The organism is Pseudomonas sp. 05N36, assembly GCF_056397385.1.
Window position 1 is genome coordinate 1 of record NZ_JBFTNH010000036.1, and the last position, 19,485, is coordinate 19,485.

The 19,485-nt window shown below is 59.2% G+C and carries 16 protein-coding genes and 3 pseudogenes; 11 read left to right on the top strand and 8 right to left on the bottom strand.

Annotated elements, in window-relative coordinates:
* Window positions 1-186: hypothetical protein (locus AC1DIH_RS27610; protein ID WP_477774017.1), on the top strand; the 186-nt coding region annotated here is incomplete at its 5' end.
* 277 nt (window positions 187-463) lie between these two features.
* On the opposite strand, the pseudogene AC1DIH_RS27615 reads toward AC1DIH_RS27610, so the two are convergent.
* Window positions 464-1,042: pseudogene (locus tag AC1DIH_RS27615) on the bottom strand (hypothetical protein); the annotation flags it as partial.
* Window positions 1,039-1,645, bottom strand: a pseudogene (locus AC1DIH_RS27620) (recombination protein NinG). The pseudogenes AC1DIH_RS27615 and AC1DIH_RS27620, both read right to left, overlap by 4 nt.
* Before the next feature lie 105 nt (window positions 1,646-1,750).
* On the opposite strand from AC1DIH_RS27620, the pseudogene AC1DIH_RS27625 reads away from it, so the two are divergent.
* Window positions 1,751-2,350: pseudogene (locus AC1DIH_RS27625) on the top strand (site-specific integrase); the annotation flags it as partial.
* Window positions 2,351-2,362: 12 nt separating this feature from the next.
* Window positions 2,363-3,952, top strand: coding sequence for an ABC-F family ATPase (locus tag AC1DIH_RS27630; RefSeq protein ID WP_145021703.1), 1,590 nt, complete (start codon window positions 2,363-2,365; stop codon window positions 3,950-3,952).
* Window positions 3,953-4,017: 65 nt separating this feature from the next.
* Here the strand turns inward: AC1DIH_RS27630 and pssA are convergent, their stop codons facing one another.
* Window positions 4,018-5,361: a CDP-diacylglycerol--serine O-phosphatidyltransferase gene (pssA, locus tag AC1DIH_RS27635; protein ID WP_477774018.1), complete on the bottom strand. Its 1,344-nt coding sequence runs from the start codon at window positions 5,359-5,361 to the stop codon at window positions 4,018-4,020.
* A gap of 229 nt (window positions 5,362-5,590) precedes the next feature.
* Between pssA and AC1DIH_RS27640 the strand changes: the two genes are divergently transcribed.
* From AC1DIH_RS27640 to AC1DIH_RS27650, 3 genes are all read left to right on the top strand, one after another.
* Window positions 5,591-6,154 (top strand): TetR/AcrR family transcriptional regulator, encoded by a 564-nt coding sequence (locus tag AC1DIH_RS27640; RefSeq protein ID WP_477774019.1) that lies wholly within the window; start codon window positions 5,591-5,593, stop codon window positions 6,152-6,154.
* Between the two features lie 56 nt (window positions 6,155-6,210).
* Window positions 6,211-6,690, top strand: a complete 480-nt coding sequence (locus AC1DIH_RS27645; protein ID WP_477774020.1) for a nuclear transport factor 2 family protein — start codon at window positions 6,211-6,213, stop codon at window positions 6,688-6,690.
* A 130-nt stretch (window positions 6,691-6,820) separates the two neighbouring features.
* Window positions 6,821-7,600 (top strand): TSUP family transporter, encoded by a 780-nt coding sequence (locus tag AC1DIH_RS27650; protein WP_477774021.1) that lies wholly within the window; start codon window positions 6,821-6,823, stop codon window positions 7,598-7,600.
* On the opposite strand, the gene nudC is transcribed toward AC1DIH_RS27650, so the two are convergent.
* Both nudC and AC1DIH_RS27660 read right to left on the bottom strand, forming a co-directional pair.
* Window positions 7,568-8,398 carry an NAD(+) diphosphatase gene (gene nudC / locus AC1DIH_RS27655; protein WP_477774022.1) on the bottom strand — a complete coding sequence of 277 codons (831 nt, stop codon included), beginning with the start codon at window positions 8,396-8,398 and terminating at the stop codon, window positions 7,568-7,570. The two genes, AC1DIH_RS27650 and nudC, sit on opposite strands and share 33 nt — an antisense overlap.
* A gap of 6 nt (window positions 8,399-8,404) precedes the next feature.
* Window positions 8,405-9,217, bottom strand: coding sequence for a crotonase/enoyl-CoA hydratase family protein (locus AC1DIH_RS27660; protein WP_477774023.1), 813 nt, complete (start codon window positions 9,215-9,217; stop codon window positions 8,405-8,407).
* A gap of 222 nt (window positions 9,218-9,439) precedes the next feature.
* On the opposite strand from AC1DIH_RS27660, the gene AC1DIH_RS27665 reads away from it, so the two are divergent.
* Both AC1DIH_RS27665 and AC1DIH_RS27670 read left to right on the top strand, forming a co-directional pair.
* Window positions 9,440-9,874 carry a YeeE/YedE family protein gene (locus tag AC1DIH_RS27665; RefSeq protein ID WP_477774024.1) on the top strand — a complete coding sequence of 145 codons (435 nt, stop codon included), beginning with the start codon at window positions 9,440-9,442 and terminating at the stop codon, window positions 9,872-9,874.
* Between the two features lie 2 nt (window positions 9,875-9,876).
* Complete coding sequence (locus AC1DIH_RS27670) at window positions 9,877-10,290, top strand: DUF6691 family protein (RefSeq protein WP_216744098.1); 414 nt, start codon at window positions 9,877-9,879, stop codon at window positions 10,288-10,290.
* 64 nt (window positions 10,291-10,354) lie between these two features.
* Here the strand turns inward: AC1DIH_RS27670 and AC1DIH_RS27675 are convergent, their stop codons facing one another.
* From AC1DIH_RS27675 to AC1DIH_RS27685, 3 genes are all read right to left on the bottom strand, one after another.
* Window positions 10,355-11,269, bottom strand: a complete 915-nt coding sequence (locus tag AC1DIH_RS27675) for a DHH family phosphoesterase (RefSeq protein WP_477774025.1) — start codon at window positions 11,267-11,269, stop codon at window positions 10,355-10,357.
* Window positions 11,270-11,536: 267 nt separating this feature from the next.
* Window positions 11,537-12,820 (bottom strand): Zn-dependent hydrolase, encoded by a 1,284-nt coding sequence (locus AC1DIH_RS27680; protein WP_427539307.1) that lies wholly within the window; start codon window positions 12,818-12,820, stop codon window positions 11,537-11,539.
* A gap of 148 nt (window positions 12,821-12,968) precedes the next feature.
* Window positions 12,969-14,453 (bottom strand): NCS1 family nucleobase:cation symporter-1, encoded by a 1,485-nt coding sequence (locus tag AC1DIH_RS27685; protein WP_477774026.1) that lies wholly within the window; start codon window positions 14,451-14,453, stop codon window positions 12,969-12,971.
* 622 nt (window positions 14,454-15,075) lie between these two features.
* Here AC1DIH_RS27685 and hydA point away from each other — a divergent pair.
* The 3 genes from hydA (at window position 15,076) to preA (ending at window position 19,310) form a co-directional block, all read left to right on the top strand.
* Complete coding sequence (hydA, locus tag AC1DIH_RS27690) at window positions 15,076-16,515, top strand: dihydropyrimidinase (RefSeq protein WP_477774027.1); 1,440 nt, start codon at window positions 15,076-15,078, stop codon at window positions 16,513-16,515.
* Between the two features lie 152 nt (window positions 16,516-16,667).
* Entirely contained in the window at window positions 16,668-18,035 is a 1,368-nt protein-coding gene (locus AC1DIH_RS27695) for an NAD(P)-dependent oxidoreductase (protein WP_477774028.1), read from the top strand.
* Window positions 18,036-19,310, top strand: a complete 1,275-nt coding sequence (preA, locus tag AC1DIH_RS27700; RefSeq protein WP_477774029.1) for an NAD-dependent dihydropyrimidine dehydrogenase subunit PreA — start codon at window positions 18,036-18,038, stop codon at window positions 19,308-19,310.
* The last annotated feature ends 175 nt before the right edge of the window (window positions 19,311-19,485 follow it).

Here is a 19,485-nt window from a genome sequence, read left to right on the forward strand (position 1 = left end):
CTGGCCATGCAGGTGGAAGCTATGTTTGCCAATGTCGATACCGAGAAGCGTCATCGTGTTCATGAGAGATCCTCCGCCGAAAACGAGAAAAGCCCTGCAAGCGTAAACCTGCAGGGCTTCTCGGTCAGGCTGACCATCTCATTAAGCCCGGCACAATGGCCAGGTCTTCCATGGTGGTGCAGGTAGACTCACCAGAAGATGAGCCTACCCTGTCCGCAGATTAAGGCAGCGGATCCCCGGTCACATAGGCCAAACCGGTACTAGAACCGTTTGCAGCCCAAAGACCTTGGCCTGCAGGAATCATCACAGGAAAGGGCAATACCGTAGCGGCGCCAGGGAAGCCCGCACCGGCCGGAGCGGTACCTCGGCACGACAAGATCACAGGATTGCTCTCGGCGTAGTAACCAGCAGGGGCTTTAATGCCGGAAGCCAGGATTCCATAGGCCCCCTCCGTGTGAAGACTCGCAGTCCGAACGATCTTGTAAATTACCCCACCAATTGGGCTCAAGGCGCGGGCATCAATGTCGTAACAAGCATCGAAGCAAAGCTGCACAAATGGCTCCCAATCCCTGCCCCAGGCCACGGATGGAAGCTCGACGTCGTACTCCCCTTTCAGCCATGCGCGGAACACCTCGGGCTTGATCAGCGGATCAGGGTTGGCCGACTGTCCACCCTGGTGCATATAGCGATACCGTCGAAATACACCCTTGGCAACGAACTCGGCTCGCTCCCTCTTATTGGCCGTCATACGCCCGGCTTTTGAGCAAGCCAAGTTGAATACCGCGTCCTCGGCCTCCTCCCGGTCATCGTCAGTTGGCTCGGCTGCGTACATGGCATTGCCGAAGGCGCGCAGCTGAAAGTGAAGCCGCGCTATTGCAGACTGGATGTGGCCAGCCAGCGCCCCGTGAATCGCCGGGTTAGCCGTCGGGCCGCGCTCAGTCTTCTGCACCACCACCCCAAGCTCAGCGGCATCAGAAGTCTGGCCGGGGGCCGGGTTGTAGTTGCAGTCATGCCAAGCCTGGCGTGCGGAATTGATCTTCATGCTGCCCCCTTCAATTCTCTGATCATTGCCCGGTAGTCCGCCTTCATGACCTTCAGGTCTTCGATGGTGTAACGCTTTGGGTCGTGCGGTCCTTCGAGCCAGGCAATCTTGTCGGCGCCGATGCGCTTAACCAGCTTGATGCGGTAATTCACGATGTCGCCTGACTTGTGGTTGTTGCACGGCGCGCACTGCTTCCAGACATTGAGCGGCTCGAAGCGCAGCTCCGGGTTCGCACACAGTCCTGTAATGCCCGGCGTGCCACTGGCCTTCGTGGAATCGGCCACAGCTGACGCACGGCAATGCGGCGTCACGCAGCCGGATCCACTCGTTGAACACAACCTGCGTTTCGCGCAAGTGGTCGGCCCGGGTCTTCAGCTTTTCCTTGCAGACCTTGATCTCGCGGCGCTCGACATCCGCCAGAGCTTTACGTGTTGTTGCCCGGCCCTTCTCTGACTGCCTGTGAGCGATGGCGCACTCGATCTCCCCACATACGGCTTGCGAGGTGCGTGCAGGTGTAAACATCTCTCGGCATGACGGGCAGCGCTTTCTGCGGTTGCCACCCGAAGTGAGCGGAATTTTGCGCTGTAGTGGAGTGCGCTTCATGCGGCCTCCTTGCTGAGCAGATCAGTGAACACCACGCCCTGCCCGGTGAAGAAAGCGGCGATGCGGTCGGTGTAGGCCACGCCCTGGGCGCGGTTGAACAGACTGGTTTACAGCACAACTCATTGGCCGAGCACGATTTACGCAGCGTTTTTCGAGTTCGCTTTCTTCACCGGAATGCGCCCACAGGAGATCATTGCTTTGCGCTGGGACTCCGTGGACAAGGAAAAACGGCAAGTGCATGTCTGTCGCGCCATCGCGCAAGGGACCATAAAGGAGCGTACCAAGACGAAGAAAAACCGGCACGTCCTGCTTAACGGTCGGGCATTGCACGCTGCTCAATACGCTGAGCGGCGGAAAGCTGGGAGTGGCTCAATCAAAGAGTTTCCGTACGTTTTCCCACCCTCAAAGATGAGTCAGTACATCCGTCAGACCTCAGACCTTCACAAACAGTGGGGACCAACCCTGAAGAAGCTGGCGACACGTTATCGGCCGCCGTACAACTGCCGTCACACTTATGCGACAATATGCATAATGTCTGGCATGAATCCCGCCTTTATTGCTCAACAGCTTGGACACAGCGTCCAAATGCTGCTGTCGACTTATGCGCGCTGGCTGAACTCTAGCGGAGACTGGGGAGAGATGGAAAAACTCCAGAATGCCCCAGGAATGGCCCAAGCATCAAATGCGCAGCCCGCAACCCATTGATAGGTAAAGTAATTGATCTCCACAGCAAATATCACGATGCAGTTCGGCGCCAAGCCGTTGTTCGAGAACGTTTCGGTAAAATTTGGTGCGGGTAACCGCTATGGCCTGATCGGCGCCAACGGTTGCGGCAAGTCGACCTTCATGAAAATCCTCGGTGGTGACCTCGATCCGTCCGGCGGTCAGGTCATGCTCGAGCCGAACGTGCGTCTGGGTAAGTTGCGCCAGGACCAGTTCGCCTACGAAGAATTCACCGTAATCGACACCGTGATCATGGGTCACGAAGAGCTGTGGAAGGTCAAGGCCGAGCGCGACCGCATCTACTCGCTGCCGGAAATGACCGAAGAGGACGGCATGGCCGTCGCCGAGCTGGAAACCGAATTCGCCGAGATGGACGGCTACACCGCCGAATCGCGCGCCGGTGAACTGCTGCTGGGCCTGGGTATCGGCATCGAGCAACACTTCGGCCCGATGAGCGAAGTTTCGCCAGGCTGGAAACTCCGCGTTCTGCTGGCTCAGGCACTGTTCTCCGATCCGGAAGTGCTGCTGCTCGACGAACCAACCAACCACCTGGACATCAACACCATCCGCTGGCTGGAAAACGTGCTGACCCAGCGCAGCAGCCTGATGATCATCATCTCCCACGATAGACACTTCCTGAACAGTGTCTGCACCCACATGGCTGACCTGGACTACGGCGAGCTGCGCCTGTTCCCGGGTAACTATGACGAGTACATGACCGTGGCGACCCAGTCCCGCGAGCAACTGCTCTCGGACAACGCCAAGAAGAAAGCACAAATCTCGGAACTGCAATCGTTCGTCAGCCGCTTCTCGGCCAACGCCTCGAAAGCCAAGCAGGCTACTTCCCGTGCCAAGCAGATCGACAAGATCCAGCTGGCCGAAGTCAAGCCTTCGAGCCGCGTGAGCCCGTTCATCCGTTTCGAGCAGAACAAGAAGCTCCATCGTCAGGCGGTCATCGTTGAGCGTATGGCCAAGGGTTTCGATGGCAAGAATCTGTTCAAGGACTTCAGCTTCACCGTTGAAGCCGGCGAGCGTGTGGCGATTATCGGCCCGAACGGTATCGGTAAAACCACCCTGCTGCGCACCCTGGTCAATGAATTGAGCCCGGATGCCGGTAGTGTGAAATGGACCGACGCCGCAGAAATCGGCTACTACGCACAGGACCACGCTTCGGACTTCGAAGATGAATCCAACCTGTTCGACTGGATGGGTCGCTGGACTCAAGGTGGTGAGCAACTGGTCCGTGGCACCCTGGGCCGCATGCTGTTCTCCAACGACGAGATCCTCAAGTCGGTCAAGGTCATCTCTGGTGGTGAGCAAGGTCGCATGCTGTTCGGCAAGCTGATCCTGCAAAAGCCGAACGTGCTGGTGATGGACGAACCGACCAACCACCTGGACATGGAATCCATCGAAGCGCTGAACCTGGCGCTGGAAAACTACCCGGGCACACTGATCTTCGTCAGCCACGACCGTGAGTTCGTATCGTCGCTGGCCACTCGAATCATCGAGCTGAGCCCAAGCGGCGTGATCGACTTCAGCGGCACCTACGATGACTACCTGCGTAGCCAGGGCGTAGTGTTCTAAGCAGTTTCCAGCAACGAGCTTCACGTAAAAGCCCCGTCCATGTGACGGGGCTTTTGTGTTTTTGGCTAAAGGATGCGGTAGAGCAAGCGCTCGATCCGTACCCGGCTGACCCGACGCAGAAACTTGCTCACCGCCGGCGGGTATTCGAGCAAGGTTTCCAACTGCTGATAGCGTTCAATGCGGCGGGTGTTGTGGAAAATCTCCGCCAACTCACTGCGGCGCGGTTCCTGCAACTCACCTTTCGGGTCGTCGATCAGCAAAGCGTTTTCCAGGTCCAGGCGGAAGGCTCGTGGATTGAGGTTGTTGCCGGTCAACAAGGTGTAGCGTTCGTCGACCCACATGCCTTTGAGGTGATAGGTGTTGTCACCGTCGCGCCACAGGTGCAGGTTCAACTGACCGCTGTCGATCACCCGCTGATGGCGCTTGGCGAAACGTCGCAGGCTGATTTCATAGAGATACGGTAACGCGGCGATAACCTTGAACGGCTCGCTCGGCGGAATGTAGAAGTCGTTGGCAGTCTTGTCGCCGACAATGATGTCGATCTTCACCCCGCGTGCCAGCGCCCGGTTGATCTCACGGGTCACCGGCAACGGCAGGTTGAAATACGGTGTGCAGATGGTCAACTGATGCTGAGTGCAGGCTATCAGCTCGCAGACCACCCGGCTCAACGGGTTGTTTTTACCGACCCCAAGCAGCGGGCTGACTGACAGGCCTCCCTTGTCCAGCGTACCCGCCGTGGTGTCGTACACCGCGTGCTTGAGACGGCTGCGCAGGTCGCCGATATCGCCGCGCAGACTGCGGGTGGTCGGCAGGTTTGGCACGTCGAGACGGTGCACGGCTTTAGAGGCGATCAAGCCGTGCTGCACCAGGTGCTGCATGGAGTCGGCGAGCGCCCCGTTGCGCAGCACGTGATAACGGTCGTAACGGTATTTGTCGAACTTGTGCAGATAGACGTTATTCAGACTGGCGCCGCTGTAGATCACGCAGTCATCGATCACGAAGCCTTTAAGGTGCAACACACCGAACAGTTCGCGGGTTTGCACCGGCACGCCATACACCGGCACTTCGCTGGCGTGTTCGCGAGTCTGCTGCTGATACCACGCCGAATTGCCCGGTTGCTTGCCGGCACCGATCAAACCGCGCTGCGCCCGTAGCCAGTCAACCACCACCACCACGTCCAGTTCCGGGCGCGCAGCTTTGGCAGCGTGCAAGGCATCGAGGATTTCCTGTCCCGCTTCGTCGTGCTGCAGGTAAAGCGCGACGATGTAGATGCGCTGGGTCGCCTGGGCAATTTTCTCCAGCAGGCAACGACGGAACTCGGCAGCGCCAGAAAGAATGGAGACCGCCTCGGCGGTCAGCGGAAAACTGCGCAGCTTGGGCAGTAGAGAGCGTTTGAAAAGCGACGGCATAGGGCTCGCAAAAAGGTCGAATCCGAAGAACCGAGAGCTTACACCATGGATCTGCTCGGGTCTTGTTGCTGTCTGTAATGGCCTCATCGCGAGCAATCGAGCGTCGACCGGCTGCTCCCACATTTGAAATGCGGCCCCCTGTGGGAGCGAGCCTGCTCGCGATGCCAATTCAACATGCACTCACAGCACCCGCTTGACCAAGAAGAATGATCGTTCTACTCTTTGCCGCATGAACGAAATCACTCGCAACGACACACGCGACATCATTCTGGATGTCACCGAAAAGTTGATCTATAAAAGTGGCATTGCTGCCACGGGCATGGATCTCCTGGTGAAAACCGCCGGCGTCTCCAGAAAAAGTATTTACCGCTACTTTGCCAACAAGGAGGAGTTGACTGTCGCGGCTTTGCAGCGGCGCGACGTGCGCTGGACGAACTGGTTCAAAACCGAGGTGAACAAGGCCCCGACCCCGGCCGAGCGGCTGCTCAACCTGTTCACCGTGCTCAAGGGCTGGTTCGCCAGCGAAGGCTTTCGCGGCTGTGCCTTTATCAATACCAGCGGCGAAACCGGCGACCCGCAAGACCCGGTGCGCCTGGTGGCGAAAGAACATAAACAGAAGCTGCTCGACTACGTCTGCGAGCTCTGTACCGAACATGGCGTACACGACCCGGAGACGTTGGCCAAACAGCTGCTGATCCTGATCGATGGCGCCATTACTGTTGCGCTTGTCATGGGCGATCACAGTGCCGCCGATAATGCGCAATGCATGGCGCGAAAGCTATTGGGCCTGTAACTGTTCAAGCAAGATCAACTGGCTGTTTTAACACTCACTTTCCCTGGAGACTTTAAATGTCATCTAATGCCGAAGTTCGTCCGCCACTTCCGCCGTTCACGCGTGAGTCAGCCAATGAAAAGATTCGCCTGGCCGAAGACGGCTGGAACTCCCGAGACCCACAACGGGTATCCCTGGCCTACACCCTGGATACCCAATGGCGTAACCGCGCCGAGTTCGCCAACAACCGGGAGGAAGCCAAGGCTTTTCTGACACGCAAATGGGCCAAGGAACTGGATTACCGGCTGATCAAGGAACTCTGGGCTTTCACCGGTAACCGTATCGCTGTGCGTTACGCCTATGAATGGCACGACGATTCGGGCAACTGGTATCGCTCGTATGGCAATGAAAACTGGGAGTTCGATGAGCAGGGGTTGATGTCCAACCGTTACGCCTGCATCAACGACATGCCAATCAAGGAAAGCGAGCGCAAGTTTCACTGGCCGCTGGGCCGGCGCCCGGATGATCATCCAGGCCTTTCTGACCTGGGCTTGTAACCCGGTTGTTGATCGTTCCCATGCTGCGTGGGGACGATCATGCCCGGTATCAGGGCGGTCGCRGGGGGCCGCAGTTACGGGTAAGATGGCGCCCCGCCTCGCCCTCTGCCCCGCCGAATAAGTCGACCCCATGCCTTTCGAACTCAGCGTAGACCTCACCACTCTGGCCATTTTGGCCATCGTCGCGTTCATTGCCGGTTTCATCGATGCCATTGCCGGTGGCGGCGGTCTACTGACCACCCCGGCGTTGCTCACTGCCGGTTTGCCGCCGCACCTGGTGCTGGGCACCAACAAACTCAGCTCGACCTTCGGATCGGCCACAGCCAGTTTCACCTTCTACCGACGCAAGCTATTCCACCCACGGCAGTGGGTACATGCAATTATCGGAACCCTGGTCGGCGCACTGACAGGCGCAATCGTTGCGCACTACCTGCCGGCCGAATGGCTGAACAAGATGCTCCCGGTGATCGTCTTCGCCTGCGGTGTGTATCTGCTGTTTGGCGGCACGCCGAAAGCGCCGCTGGACAGCGACGCCCCCATCAAGAAGAAGTGGCAATCGAGCCAGGGTTTCAGCCTGGGTTTCTACGACGGCGTGGCCGGTCCAGGCACTGGCGCCTTCTGGACCGTGAGCAGCCTGCTGCTCTACCCCATCGACCTGGTCAAGGCCAGTGGCGTGGCACGCAGCATGAACTTCGTCAGCAACATCGCGGCGCTGTCGGTGTTCATCTTTTCCGGGCAGGTGGACTGGATCATCGGCCTGAGCATGGGCCTGTCGGTGATGGTCGGTGCATTCTTTGGGGCACGCACCGCCATCAGCGGTGGGGCGAAGTTCATTCGCCCGGTATTCATCACCGTGGTGCTGGGCTTGACCGTGCGTCTAGCCTGGCAACACTGGTTCAGCATGGCCTAAGCGTCGCGCCACATAAATGTCGATCAGGTAGCGGGCAATCGAGCGCCCCGCCGGCAACGGCGGCAGCGCATGAATGTTGAACCACTGGGCGTCTTCGATCTCGTCGGCTTGCGGCACGATCTCGCCACTGGCGTATTCGGCATGAAACCCAAGCATCATCGAATGCGGGAACGGCCAGCACTGGCTGCCCAGGTACTGGATGTTCCTGACCTCGATCTGCACCTCTTCACGCACTTCACGAATCAGGCAATCCTCGGCTGACTCCCCGGGCTCGGCAAAACCCGCCAGAGTGCTATAGACGCCTGGAACAAAGCGCGGCGAGCGCGCCAGCAGGATTTCGTCACCGCGGGTGATCAACACGATCATGCTCGGTGAAATCCGCGGATAAAAACGCAAATCACAAGGTTCGCAGTACATCGCCCGCTCACGCGGCACCTGCGTCATGCGCTGGCCACAGTTGCCGCAAAACCGGTGCTCGCGCGCCCAGGTGCCGACTTGCGCGGCATAACCCAGCACTTTATAAACCGTGTGATCGCCATCGAGCATGAACGCCCGCAGGCCTTTCCAGTTGCAGCCCGGCACTTCGCTGTGAGCCTTGAGCTCCAGCAAATACACCGGCTCACCGTCGAGATAACCGATGCCGTGCTCGGCGAGAATCGACAGGTCCTGACGCTTCAGCCATTCCCGCGGAAACAGCGCGCCATTATCGTCGAACAAAAAACCTTCCGGGCTGCGGGCCACGGCCCAGCCGCCGGGCAAGTCGGTGTCGAGTACTGCAGTGGTCCAGCGTGAAGTCATGTGTGCTCAGTCCAGAAATTCGGGTTTCTGCTTGCTCATCGACGCCGCCATGGCGACCCGCAGGTCTGTGGATTGCAGCATCGCGGCGTTCCAGGTAGCGATGTATTCCAGGCCATCGTTGATGCTGTGATCGCGCATGTAGCTGATCATCTCTTTGGTCCCGGCAATCGCAATCGGCGATTTGGCAGCAATTTCACGGGTAATGCCCATCACCCCGTCCAGCAGGCTGGTCGTGTCCGGGTAAACCCGGTTGACCAAGCCGATGCTGCGCGCCTCTTGCGCGCCGAAGGTGCGACCAGTGTATGCCAGTTCGCGCAGCATGCCGTCACCGATGATCCGCGGCAAGCGCTGCAAGGTGCCGACATCGGCGGCCATGCCCATGTCGATTTCCTTGATCGAGAATTGCGCGTCTTCTGCCGCGTAACGCATGTCACAAGCGGAAATCAGATCGATCGCACCGCCCAGGCAATAGCCCTGAATCGCTGCCAGCACCGGTTTCCGGCAGTTATCGACAGCGTTGAACGACGCTTGCAACGCCAGAATCTTACGCCGCAACAGGCGCGCATTGCGACCCGCGTCCTTGCCCATTTCATTGGCCACCGAAGCCAGCATCATCAGGTCGATACCCGAAGAAAAATGCTTGCCGGCGCCGCTGATCACCACTGCGCGGACTTCATCGGTGTCATCGATCCACTGGAAGATCTCGATGATTTCAGTCCAGAACACCGCATTCATCGCGTTGATCTTTTCCGGGCGGTTGATCTGCACATGGGCGATGTTGTCGCTCAGTTCGACGCGAAAGGCTTGGTATTCGGACATGGCAGTGATCCTTGCTGGCGCTGAAAATAAGCTCAGAACTATAACAAGCCATCGCGCGTGGCTGTAGGCAGTGCATCGGCCAAAAACGGGACTGGACGCCCACAGACCTTGCAGGCGTCTACATCCCGTTGATTACCTACCCCCTTGGTCTTCAAAAACGGCCCTATGCTCAAGGTAAAAAGAGTGGTTTAGTGCCGCCCGTTACCCATCCGGAGAGTTGTCATGACGTTCGATTCGCTTCACTTCACCCCATGGTCCGCGTTGGCTGGAGGCGCGCTGATCGGTCTCGCTGCCGGCCTGTGGGTGGTCGCCAGCGGTCGTATCGCAGGCATCAGCGGGTTGTTGGGCAGCCTGCTGGGCCCCAGGGATTMGACCTCGGGAGAAAAAGCCTTGTTCCTCCTCGGATTGCTGGCGGCACCTGTGCTGTGGATGCTATTCGCAGGACAGCCTGGCATCGAGTTCAAGACCGGCACCCTGGGCCTGATCGTCGCCGGGCTGCTGGTGGGCATCGGCACCCGCTATGGCGCAGGTTGCACCAGTGGTCATGGCGTGTGCGGTGTTTCGCGGCTTTCTCCGCGCTCGATCATCGCCACGCTGTGCTTCATGTTCACCGGTTTTACGACGGTGTTCGTCTTGCGCCATCTGCTGGGAAATTGAACATGAAAAAACTGACTGCGTTTGTTGCCGGCTTGTTGTTCGGCATCGGCCTGTTACTGTCGGGCATGACCAACCCGGCCAAAGTGCTGGGGTTTCTGGACATTGCCGGACTTTGGGACCCTTCCCTGGCCCTGGTCATGATCGGCGCCATTGCCGTGGCGTGGGTGCCGTTTCACTGGGCCATGAAACAGAAAACATCGCTGCTGGGCTTACCCATGCAACTGCCGGTAAGCCGTGAACTGGATCGACGCCTGATCGGTGGCAGTCTGCTGTTCGGCGTCGGCTGGGGCATTGCCGGCATGTGCCCGGGCCCGGCACTGGTGCTGCTGCCCACCGGGCACTGGCAGGCGTGGGTGTTTGTGATTGCCATGCTGGCGGGCATGCTCATTTTCAACGTCTTGCAGACCCGTCGTTGAGCCCGCGAATGTCTTGCGGCCTCGCCTGATCGCCTGGATTAGTCTTGAACCGAAGCATTTTCTTTCAACGGTTGAGCGCGAGCCCCATCGACAGTAGCTCTTTTCTGAGCAGTGGCGGCTCGACAACGACCAGCCCTGCCTGACAGTCGACCTGTAACAGGCGGTTAAGCTTATGTTGGCTTACTACAGGTTCGACCAGTAAGTAGCTTTTAGCCTCGCCGATGCTGATGACGTTGAGCATCCAGTCATCCCCTTGTGCATTGAGCCATCGGCTTATCGCTGATCGGTGCTGTTGTACAAGAGCCTCGGCGTTCCAAACCGCCATCTGCGCAAACACCTGGGGCAAATTGCTCTGCGGCCGCATTATTTTCAGGTCCGCGACCAAAGCCACCGGCAAGTCGGCTTCAATCGCCGCCTGACATTCGAGAAAGTAACGCTCAGGCCAATCAGACGCCAACCCCGCTAGCGGCCTCAGAACCTCAAAGGCTCTGAGATCCTCATCAGTGCTGCGCAATCCGGTGAAACACAAGGTGTTATCCAGAATTGCCGTAGCCAGCAACGCCGCGCTCTGTGCGCTGATGTAAGGCAGCAAGCCCGAGCTTTCCCAGCGCTGGAAAACCTGAGTCGCTGCCGCGCCGATAGGCCGAATGTCAGCATTCGGCCCCAGGATTTCAGCCCAATAGGTCTCGAAGCCAGGATGATGATCAATCACCTCCACCACCCGATCGAGCTTCACCATCGGGTCGAAGTGGTGATAGTCAGACACGTCCATCACCACAAATTCGTCATCGGCTCGCGGGATGTAATCATCAAAGTGTTTGTTCCACCCCAACACCGTTGCCGAGACACTGGCGTTGGGTTGTGCGCTGCTCACGGCCCTGGCATCGACGCCGGTAAGATTCAGCCATTCGGCATAAGCAATGCAGCACGCATAAGCATCGATATCCAGATAGGCCGAGCCGGAGGTCACCACCCTCATGACAGGTCTACCGCCAGCCTGTGGTGCCGCTCACTTGGGCAAGGCAAGTCCAGGGCGTACGCAACTCCGTAAATCGACATCAAATGTCCACATCCATATTCACATTACGTAACAGGGCGTCCACCCTGCTGCAGTTGTTGCCTGATAATCAGATCGCGCAAAATCTCACAGAGACATGACGTAAATGTGACAAAGCGATGGACTATTGAAGTCAGTGTCCGGATGGGGAGAGGTCTTACACCCCTCCCCCGCATTCGGGGCGAAACCTCAGGCTGCCAGTTCACCACTGGCAATCGCCGCCGAAGCCGCCAGCATCGCCCGCAACAACACCGCACAACCGGCCGCCAGGTCATCCGGTGTGGCGTTTTCGATTTCGTTGTGGCTGATACCGCCCTCGCACGGCACGAAGATCATCCCGGCCGGCCCCAGCTCGGCGAGGAAGATCGCGTCATGCCCTGCCCCGCTGACGATGTCCATGTGCGACAGCCCAAGGCCTTGCGCAGCACCGCGTACTGCCTCGACGCAGCCCTTGTCGAAATACAGTGGCGGGAAGTCGGCAGTTGGCGTCAGTTCGTAAGTCAGACCGTGCTCATCGCAGGTGCTGTCGATCACCTGCCGGACCTCGGCGATCATCGAATCCAGCCGGGCCGGTTCAAGATGACGGAAGTCCAGGGTCATGCGCACTTCGCCGGGGATGACGTTACGCGAGCCCGGATAGGCTTGCAGACATCCGACGGTGCCGCAGGCGTGAGGTTGATGACCAAGCGCGGTACGGTTTACGGCGGCGACGATTGCGGCGGCACCGACCAATGCATCCTTGCGCAAATGCATCGGCGTTGGCCCGGCGTGGGCCTCGACGCCGCGCAGTTTCAGGTCGAACCACTTCTGCCCCAACGCGCCCATCACCACGCCAATGGTCTTGCGCTCGTCTTCCAGAATCGGCCCTTGTTCGATGTGCGCTTCAAAGTAGGCACCGACTGCGTGACCACTGACCTTACGCGGACCGGCATAGCCGATGGCGTTCAGCGCCTCGCCCACGGTCACGCCGCTGGCGTCGGTCTTGGCCAGCGTTTCCTCGAGGGTGAATTTCTCGGCAAACACCCCGGAGCCCATCATGCACGGGGCGAAGCGCGAGCCTTCTTCGTTGGTCCAGACCACCACTTCCAGCGGCGCCTCGGTTTCCACGCCCAGGTCGTTGAGGGTGCGCAGCACTTCGAGGCCGGCCAGCACGCCGAAGCAGCCGTCGAACTTGCCGCCGGTGGGTTGGGTGTCGATGTGGCTGCCAGTCATCACCGGTGGCAGTTGCGGATTGCGCCCGGCGCGGCGGGCGAAGATGTTGCCGACGGCGTCGATGCTCACCGTGCAGCCCGCCTCCTCGCACCACCTGACAAAAATGTCGCGGGCCTGGCGGTCAAGGTCGGTCAGGGCCAGGCGACAGACACCGCCCTTGACCGTGGCACCGAGTTTGGCCAGCTCCATGAGCGACTGCCAGAGCCGGTCACGGTCGATGTGCTGATGGCTGGACTGCAGAACGTCTACGGCAGCGTTCATGGTGATCTCCTTCAGGCAATTGTTATGGGTTTTCTCAGGCAAATCGTTGGTGAATTTTAGGCCCTCATCGCGAGCAGGCTCGCTCCCACAAGGGTTTTGTGAACACTGGAGATCCACTGTGGGAGCCTGCTCGCGATGAGGCCATCCGTCACACCGGAGACTTCACAACAGCCGGGCTAGTACGCATTGCGCACAACCCGTAATACATCAGCCCGCCAAGGGCCGAGCCAGTGAACCAGCCGTAGCTGTAGAACCAGCTGAAGGCATCGCTGCCCAGCGACAGCAAGGTCAACACCACCGGCACGCCGAAGGCGATGAAGCCGTTCCAGTTCCACGCCGGGTACACGTCGTCGCGGTACAGGCCAGCCAGGTCCAGCTGTTGTTTCTTGATCAGGAAATAGTCCACCACCATGATCCCGGCGATCGGCCCGAGCAGGCTCGAATAACCGAGCAACCAGTTGGAATAGACCGTTTCCAGACTGACATTGGAGACGATCAGCCCAAGCTTCTTCAGCAGTTCGTGGCCCATCAGCGCCAGCCCTACCAGACCGGTCAACATCACCGCCTTGGTGCGGTTGATGAGTTTAGGCGCAAGGTTCTGGAAGTCGTTGGTCGGCGAAACGATGTTGGCGGCCGTGTTGGTCGACAGCGTCGCAATAATGATCAGCGCCATGGCGAACGCCACCCACACCGGGCTCTGGATATGCCCGATCAGGCTGACCGGATCGGAGACAGTCACACCCACCAGTTTCGCCGACGCGGCAGTCATTACCACCCCGAGCGAGGCGAACAGGAACATGGTCAGCGGCAAACCGAAAATCTGTCCGAGGATCTGGTCTTTCTGGCTTTTGGCGTAGCGACTGAAGTCCGGGATGTTCAGTGACAAGGTCGCCCAGAACCCGACCATCGCGGTCAGCCCGGCCAGGAAGTAACCGGTCACGCTGGCGCCTTCAGGACGTTTCGGTGGCTGGGCCAGCAACTCGGTCAGCGACACATTCGGCATGGCCCAGACCAGCAGGCCCAGCCCCACCGCCACCAGCAGCGGTGCCGAGAGCGTTTCCAGCCATTTGATCGACTCGGCACCGCGCAGCACCACCCACAGGTTCAGCGTCCAGAACATCATGAAGCCGATCACTTCGCCGGTGCCACCGAGAGATTTCCAGCCCTCGAAAACCGAGCCGAGAAACAGGTGAATCGCCAGCCCGCCAAACATCGTCTGGATACCGAACCAGCCGCAGGCCACCAGCGCGCGAATCAGGCACGGCACGTTGGAACCGATCACCCCGAACGAGGAACGCAGCAACACCGGAAACGGAATCCCGTACTTGGTGCCCGCAAAGGCGTTGAGGGTCAGAGGAATCAGCACGATGACGTTGGCCAGCAGAATCGCCAGCAGCGCTTCGCCAACGCTCAGGCCAAAGTACGCGGTAAGCACCCCGCCAAGGGTGTAGGTCGGCACGCACACCGACATGCCGATCCACAACGCGGTGATGTGCCATTTGTTCCAGGTTCGTTCGTGCACCTTGGTCGGCGCAATGTCGTGGTTGTACCGGGGACTGTCGAGGACGTCACTGCCGGCATCCAGCTCGTACAACCCTTGGCGCTCGGTGACTTGCGATCTGTTCTGTTGCATGGCCGCTCCACTGTTTTTTTGATTATTTTGCTCATCGGGCTGGCCTGCGGTTAAACCACGAGCCGGACGATGGCCGGAGAACTTACGACTTTTACCGACCGGCCAAGGTGTCAGCGGCAGCAATCAATAAGCATGCCGGAGGCTTTGCTGACGACCTTTGCGCGTCGGTAAAATCCATGTAAACAACTGATGTTCATCAGTTTTATTCAAACAACAATCAAGCCCGCGAAGACTTGTCCGAGCACTCAGGCAAAATGCCGGGCAAGTTGTCCGAGCCGTCAGGGCTCAATCTGGTGCGTTACATTTATTTTGTATTTTTTCTGTCAGCCACAGGCGCACCTCAAATAGCTGATTTCACATAGGAAATCTTGACCATATTTCGATCCTGTCAAGTGCGTCAAAATGGTGAGAGACCTCACCATTTTGGTGATTTGCACTTTTAATCGTTTAATTTCAATAAGTTAATATCGATATAAGCTTATAAAAAATATTCTTGCCCAATCCGATATCTCCAGCTAGCGTTTATTCCTGACAGCGCTGACAGGAATACAACTTCCTTAGCCTGCTACATATAAAACACTTAGAACCGGCATAAGCCAGTCAAGCCTGCGAGGAACTCGGAATGTCTCTGTTGATCCGTGGCGCCACCGTTATTACCCATGATGAAAGTTATCGCGCCGATGTCTTGTGCGCCGACGGCGTGATCAAAGCCATCGGCAACAACCTCGACACTCCCGCCGGCTGCGAAGTGCTCGACGGCAGCGGTCAATACCTGATGCCCGGCGGCATCGACCCGCACACGCACATGCAACTGCCCTTCATGGGCACCGTGGCCAGCGAAGACTTTTTCAGCGGCACGGCGGCGGGTCTGGCGGGTGGTACCACGTCGATCATCGATTTCGTGATTCCCAATCCGCAGCAATCGCTGCTGGAAGCTTTCCATCAGTGGCGTGGCTGGGCTGAGAAATCAGCCTCCGACTACGGCTTCCACGTTGCCATCACCTGGTGGAGCGAACAGGTTCGCGAAGAAATGGCCGAGCTGGTCAGCCACCATGGGGTCAACAGCTTCAAGCATTTCATGGCGTACAAAAACGCGATCATGGCCGCCGACGACACGCTGGTCGCCAGCTTCGAGCGCTGTCTGGAGCTCGGTGCCGTGCCGACCGTGCACGCGGAAAACGGCGAGCTGGTCTATCACCTGCAGCGCAAGCTGATGGCCCAAGGCATCACCGGGCCTGAAGCGCACCCGCTGTCGCGACCGTCCCAGGTTGAAGGTGAAGCCGCGAGCCGGGCGATCCGTATCGCTGAAACACTTGGCACGCCGCTGTACCTGGTCCACGTCTCGACCAAGGAAGCGCTGGATGAAATCACCTACGCCCGCAGCAAGGGCCAACCGGTCTACGGCGAGGTGCTGGCCGGGCATTTGCTGCTGGATGACAGTGTCTACCAGCACCCGGACTGGCAAACCGCCGCCGGCTATGTGATGAGCCCACCCTTCCGTCCGCGCGGCCACCAGGAAGCACTTTGGCATGGCCTGCAATCGGGCAACCTGCACACCACCGCCACCGATCACTGCTGTTTCTGCGCCGAACAGAAAGCTGCGGGCCGTGACGACTTCAGCAAAATCCCCAACGGCACGGCCGGCATCGAAGATCGCATGGCGGTGCTGTGGGATGAAGGGGTCAACACCGGGCGCCTGTCGATGCAGGATTTCGTTGCGCTGACCTCTACCAACACCGCAAAAATCTTCAACCTCTACCCACGCAAAGGCTCGATCCGCGTCGGCGCCGATGCCGACCTGGTGCTCTGGGACCCGCAAGGTACGCGGACCATTTCCGCCAAGACCCATCACCAAAACGTCGACTTCAACATCTTTGAAGGCAAGACCGTGCACGGTGTGCCCAGCCACACCATCAGCCAGGGTCGACTGGTCTGGGCCGACGGCGACCTGCGTGCCGAACGCGGTGCCGGGCGCTACATCGAACGCCCGGCGTACCCGGCGGTGTTCGACCTGTTGAGCAAGCGGGCTGAGCAACACAAGCCGACGGCTGTGAAACGCTGAAAGCGGCCTTCGGCCTATCGCGAGCAGGCTCGCTCCCACATTTGAAATGCGTGCCCTTGTGGGAGCGAGCCTGCTCGCGATGGCGTCATCACTGACTACAAAAAACAATGCCCATCAGAGGCAGTACCTCAAATAACCGTGAGGCCAACACCGTGATCAAGACCCTGAGCCACTTGCCCCATCCTGCCGAGGATGCGGCCACCCTCGCCGGCCATTTCACCGACCTGGCGCCGCCGCTCAACGACCGTCAGGCACATCTGGAAGCCTCGCGCTGCCTGTATTGCTATGACGCGCCCTGCGTCAACGCGTGCCCGAGCGACATCGATATCCCGTCGTTCATTCGCAACATCCATCAAGAGAACGTCCAGGGCGCTGCGCAAACCATCCTCTCGGCGAACATCCTGGGCGGCAGTTGCGCCCGGGTCTGTCCGACAGAAATCCTTTGCCAGCACGCCTGCGTGCGCAACAACGCCGAGGAATGCGCGCCGGTACTGATCGGTCTGTTACAGCGCTACGCCATCGACAATGCGCACTTTCGCGAACACCCGTTCCAACGCGCAGCGGCCACCGGCAAACGGATTGCCGTGGTCGGTGCCGGGCCTGCCGGTTTGTCCTGCGCACACCGCAGCGCCATGCATGGCCACGAGGTGGTGATTTTCGAGGCGCGGGAAAAGGCCGGTGGCCTCAACGAATACGGGATCGCCAAATACAAACTGGTGGATGACTTTGCCCAGCGCGAACTGGATTTCCTGCTGGAAATCGGCGGTATCGAAATCCGCCACGGGCAAAAACTCGGCGAGAACCTGAGCCTCAGCGAACTGCATCAGCAGTTCGACGCGGTATTCCTCGGCCTTGGCCTGGCCGCCAGCAAACAGCTGGGGCTGGCTGACGAAGACGCCCCGGGGCTGCTGGCCGCTACCGATTACATTCGCGAACTGCGCCAGGCCGATGACCTGAGCCAATTGCCGCTGGCCGATCATTGCATCGTCCTCGGCGCCGGTAACACGGCAATCGACATGGCCGTGCAAATGGCCCGTCTCGGTGCGCATGACGTGAATCTGGTGTACCGCCGTGGCCTTGAGGATATGGGCGCAACCGCTCATGAGCAGAACATCGCCAAGGCCAACCAGGTACGGCTGATGACCTGGGCGCAACCGCAGGAGGTCTTGCTCGACGAAAAAGGCCAGGTGCGTGGCATGCGTTTCGCCCGCACACGTATGGACAATGGCCGGTTGATCAGCACCGAGGACACCTTCGAGCTGGCCGCCGACGCAATCTTCAAAGCCATCGGCCAAAAATTCGACGACAGCGCGCTGAGCGATCCGCTGGCCCGCGAGTTGAAACGCCAGGGTGACCGAATTCAGGTGGATGAGCAGATGCGCACCAGCATCCCCGGCGTCTATGCCGGTGGCGATTGCACCAGCCTCGATCAGGACCTCACCGTGCAGGCTGTGCAGCACGGCAAACTCGCCGCTGAAGCGATCCATGCCCAACTCATGCTCAACGTGGAGGCTGCGTAAATGGCCGATCTCTCGATTGTCTTCGCCGGCATCAAAGCCCCCAACCCGTTCTGGCTGGCCTCCGCGCCGCCCACCGACAAGGCCTACAACGTGGTCCGAGCGTTCGAGGCCGGCTGGGGTGGGGTGGTCTGGAAAACCCTGGGTGAAGACCCGGCGGCGGTCAACGTCTCGTCGCGCTACTCCGCGCATTTTGGCGCCAACCGTGAAGTCATGGGCATCAACAACATTGAGCTGATCACTGACCGCTCGCTGGAAATCAATCTGCGGGAAATCACCCAAGTCAAAAAAGACTGGCCGGATCGCGCCTTGATCGTTTCGCTGATGGTGCCTTGCGTTGAGGAGTCCTGGAAAAACATCCTGCCGCTGGTAGAAGCCACGGGCGCCGATGGCATCGAGCTGAACTTCGGCTGCCCCCACGGCATGCCGGAACGTGGCATGGGCGCGGCAGTGGGCCAGGTGCCGGAATACGTCGAGCAAGTCACCCGCTGGTGCAAGACCTATTGCTCGCTGCCGGTGATCGTCAAGCTCACGCCAAACATCACCGACATCCGCGTCGCCGCCCGAGCGGCCCATCGTGGTGGCGCCGATGCGGTGTCGCTGATCAACACCATCAACTCGATCACCAGCATCGACCTGGATCGCATGGTTGCGCATCCGATGGTCGGCAGCCAAAGCACCCACGGCGGTTACTGCGGTTCAGCGGTCAAACCGATTGCGTTGAATATGGTCGCCGAAATCGCCCGTGACCCGCAGACCCGAGGCCTGCCCATTTGTGGCATCGGCGGAATCGGCAGTTGGCGTGACGCAGCTGAATTCATGGCGCTGGGCAGTGGCGCAGTGCAGGTGTGCACAGCGGCGATGCTGCATGGCTTTCGGATCGTCGAGGAGATGAAGGACGGGCTGTCGCGTTGGATGGACAGCCAAGGCTACTCAAGCGTGCAGGATTTTTCCGGGCGTGCGGTGGGCAATACCACGGACTGGAAATACCTGGACATCAACTATCAAGTGATCGCCAAGATCGACCAGCAAGCCTGCATCGGTTGCGGCCGTTGCCACATCGCCTGCGAAGACACCTCGCACCAGGCCATCGCCAGCCTGAAACAAGCGGATGGCACCCACAAATATGAAGTGATCGACGACGTGTGCGTGGGCTGCAACCTGTGCCAGATCACCTGCCCGGTACAGGACTGCATCGCGATGGTGCCGGTCGATAACGGGAAACCGTTTCTGGACTGGGATCATGATCCGAGGAATCCCTATCATGTCGCGGGTTGAGATCCGCGTCGCCTGAACTGACGCCATCGCGAGCAAGCCCGCTTGTATGTTTAGACTTGAAGGGGTGGGTGGGACTAAAAGCCCGATTCTGACTCTAGCCAGTACAGACCGTGGGAGACTTCGTCCCACCCCTTCTACCCAAAAGCGCCAATAAGGAATTCATCGGCAAGGCCGA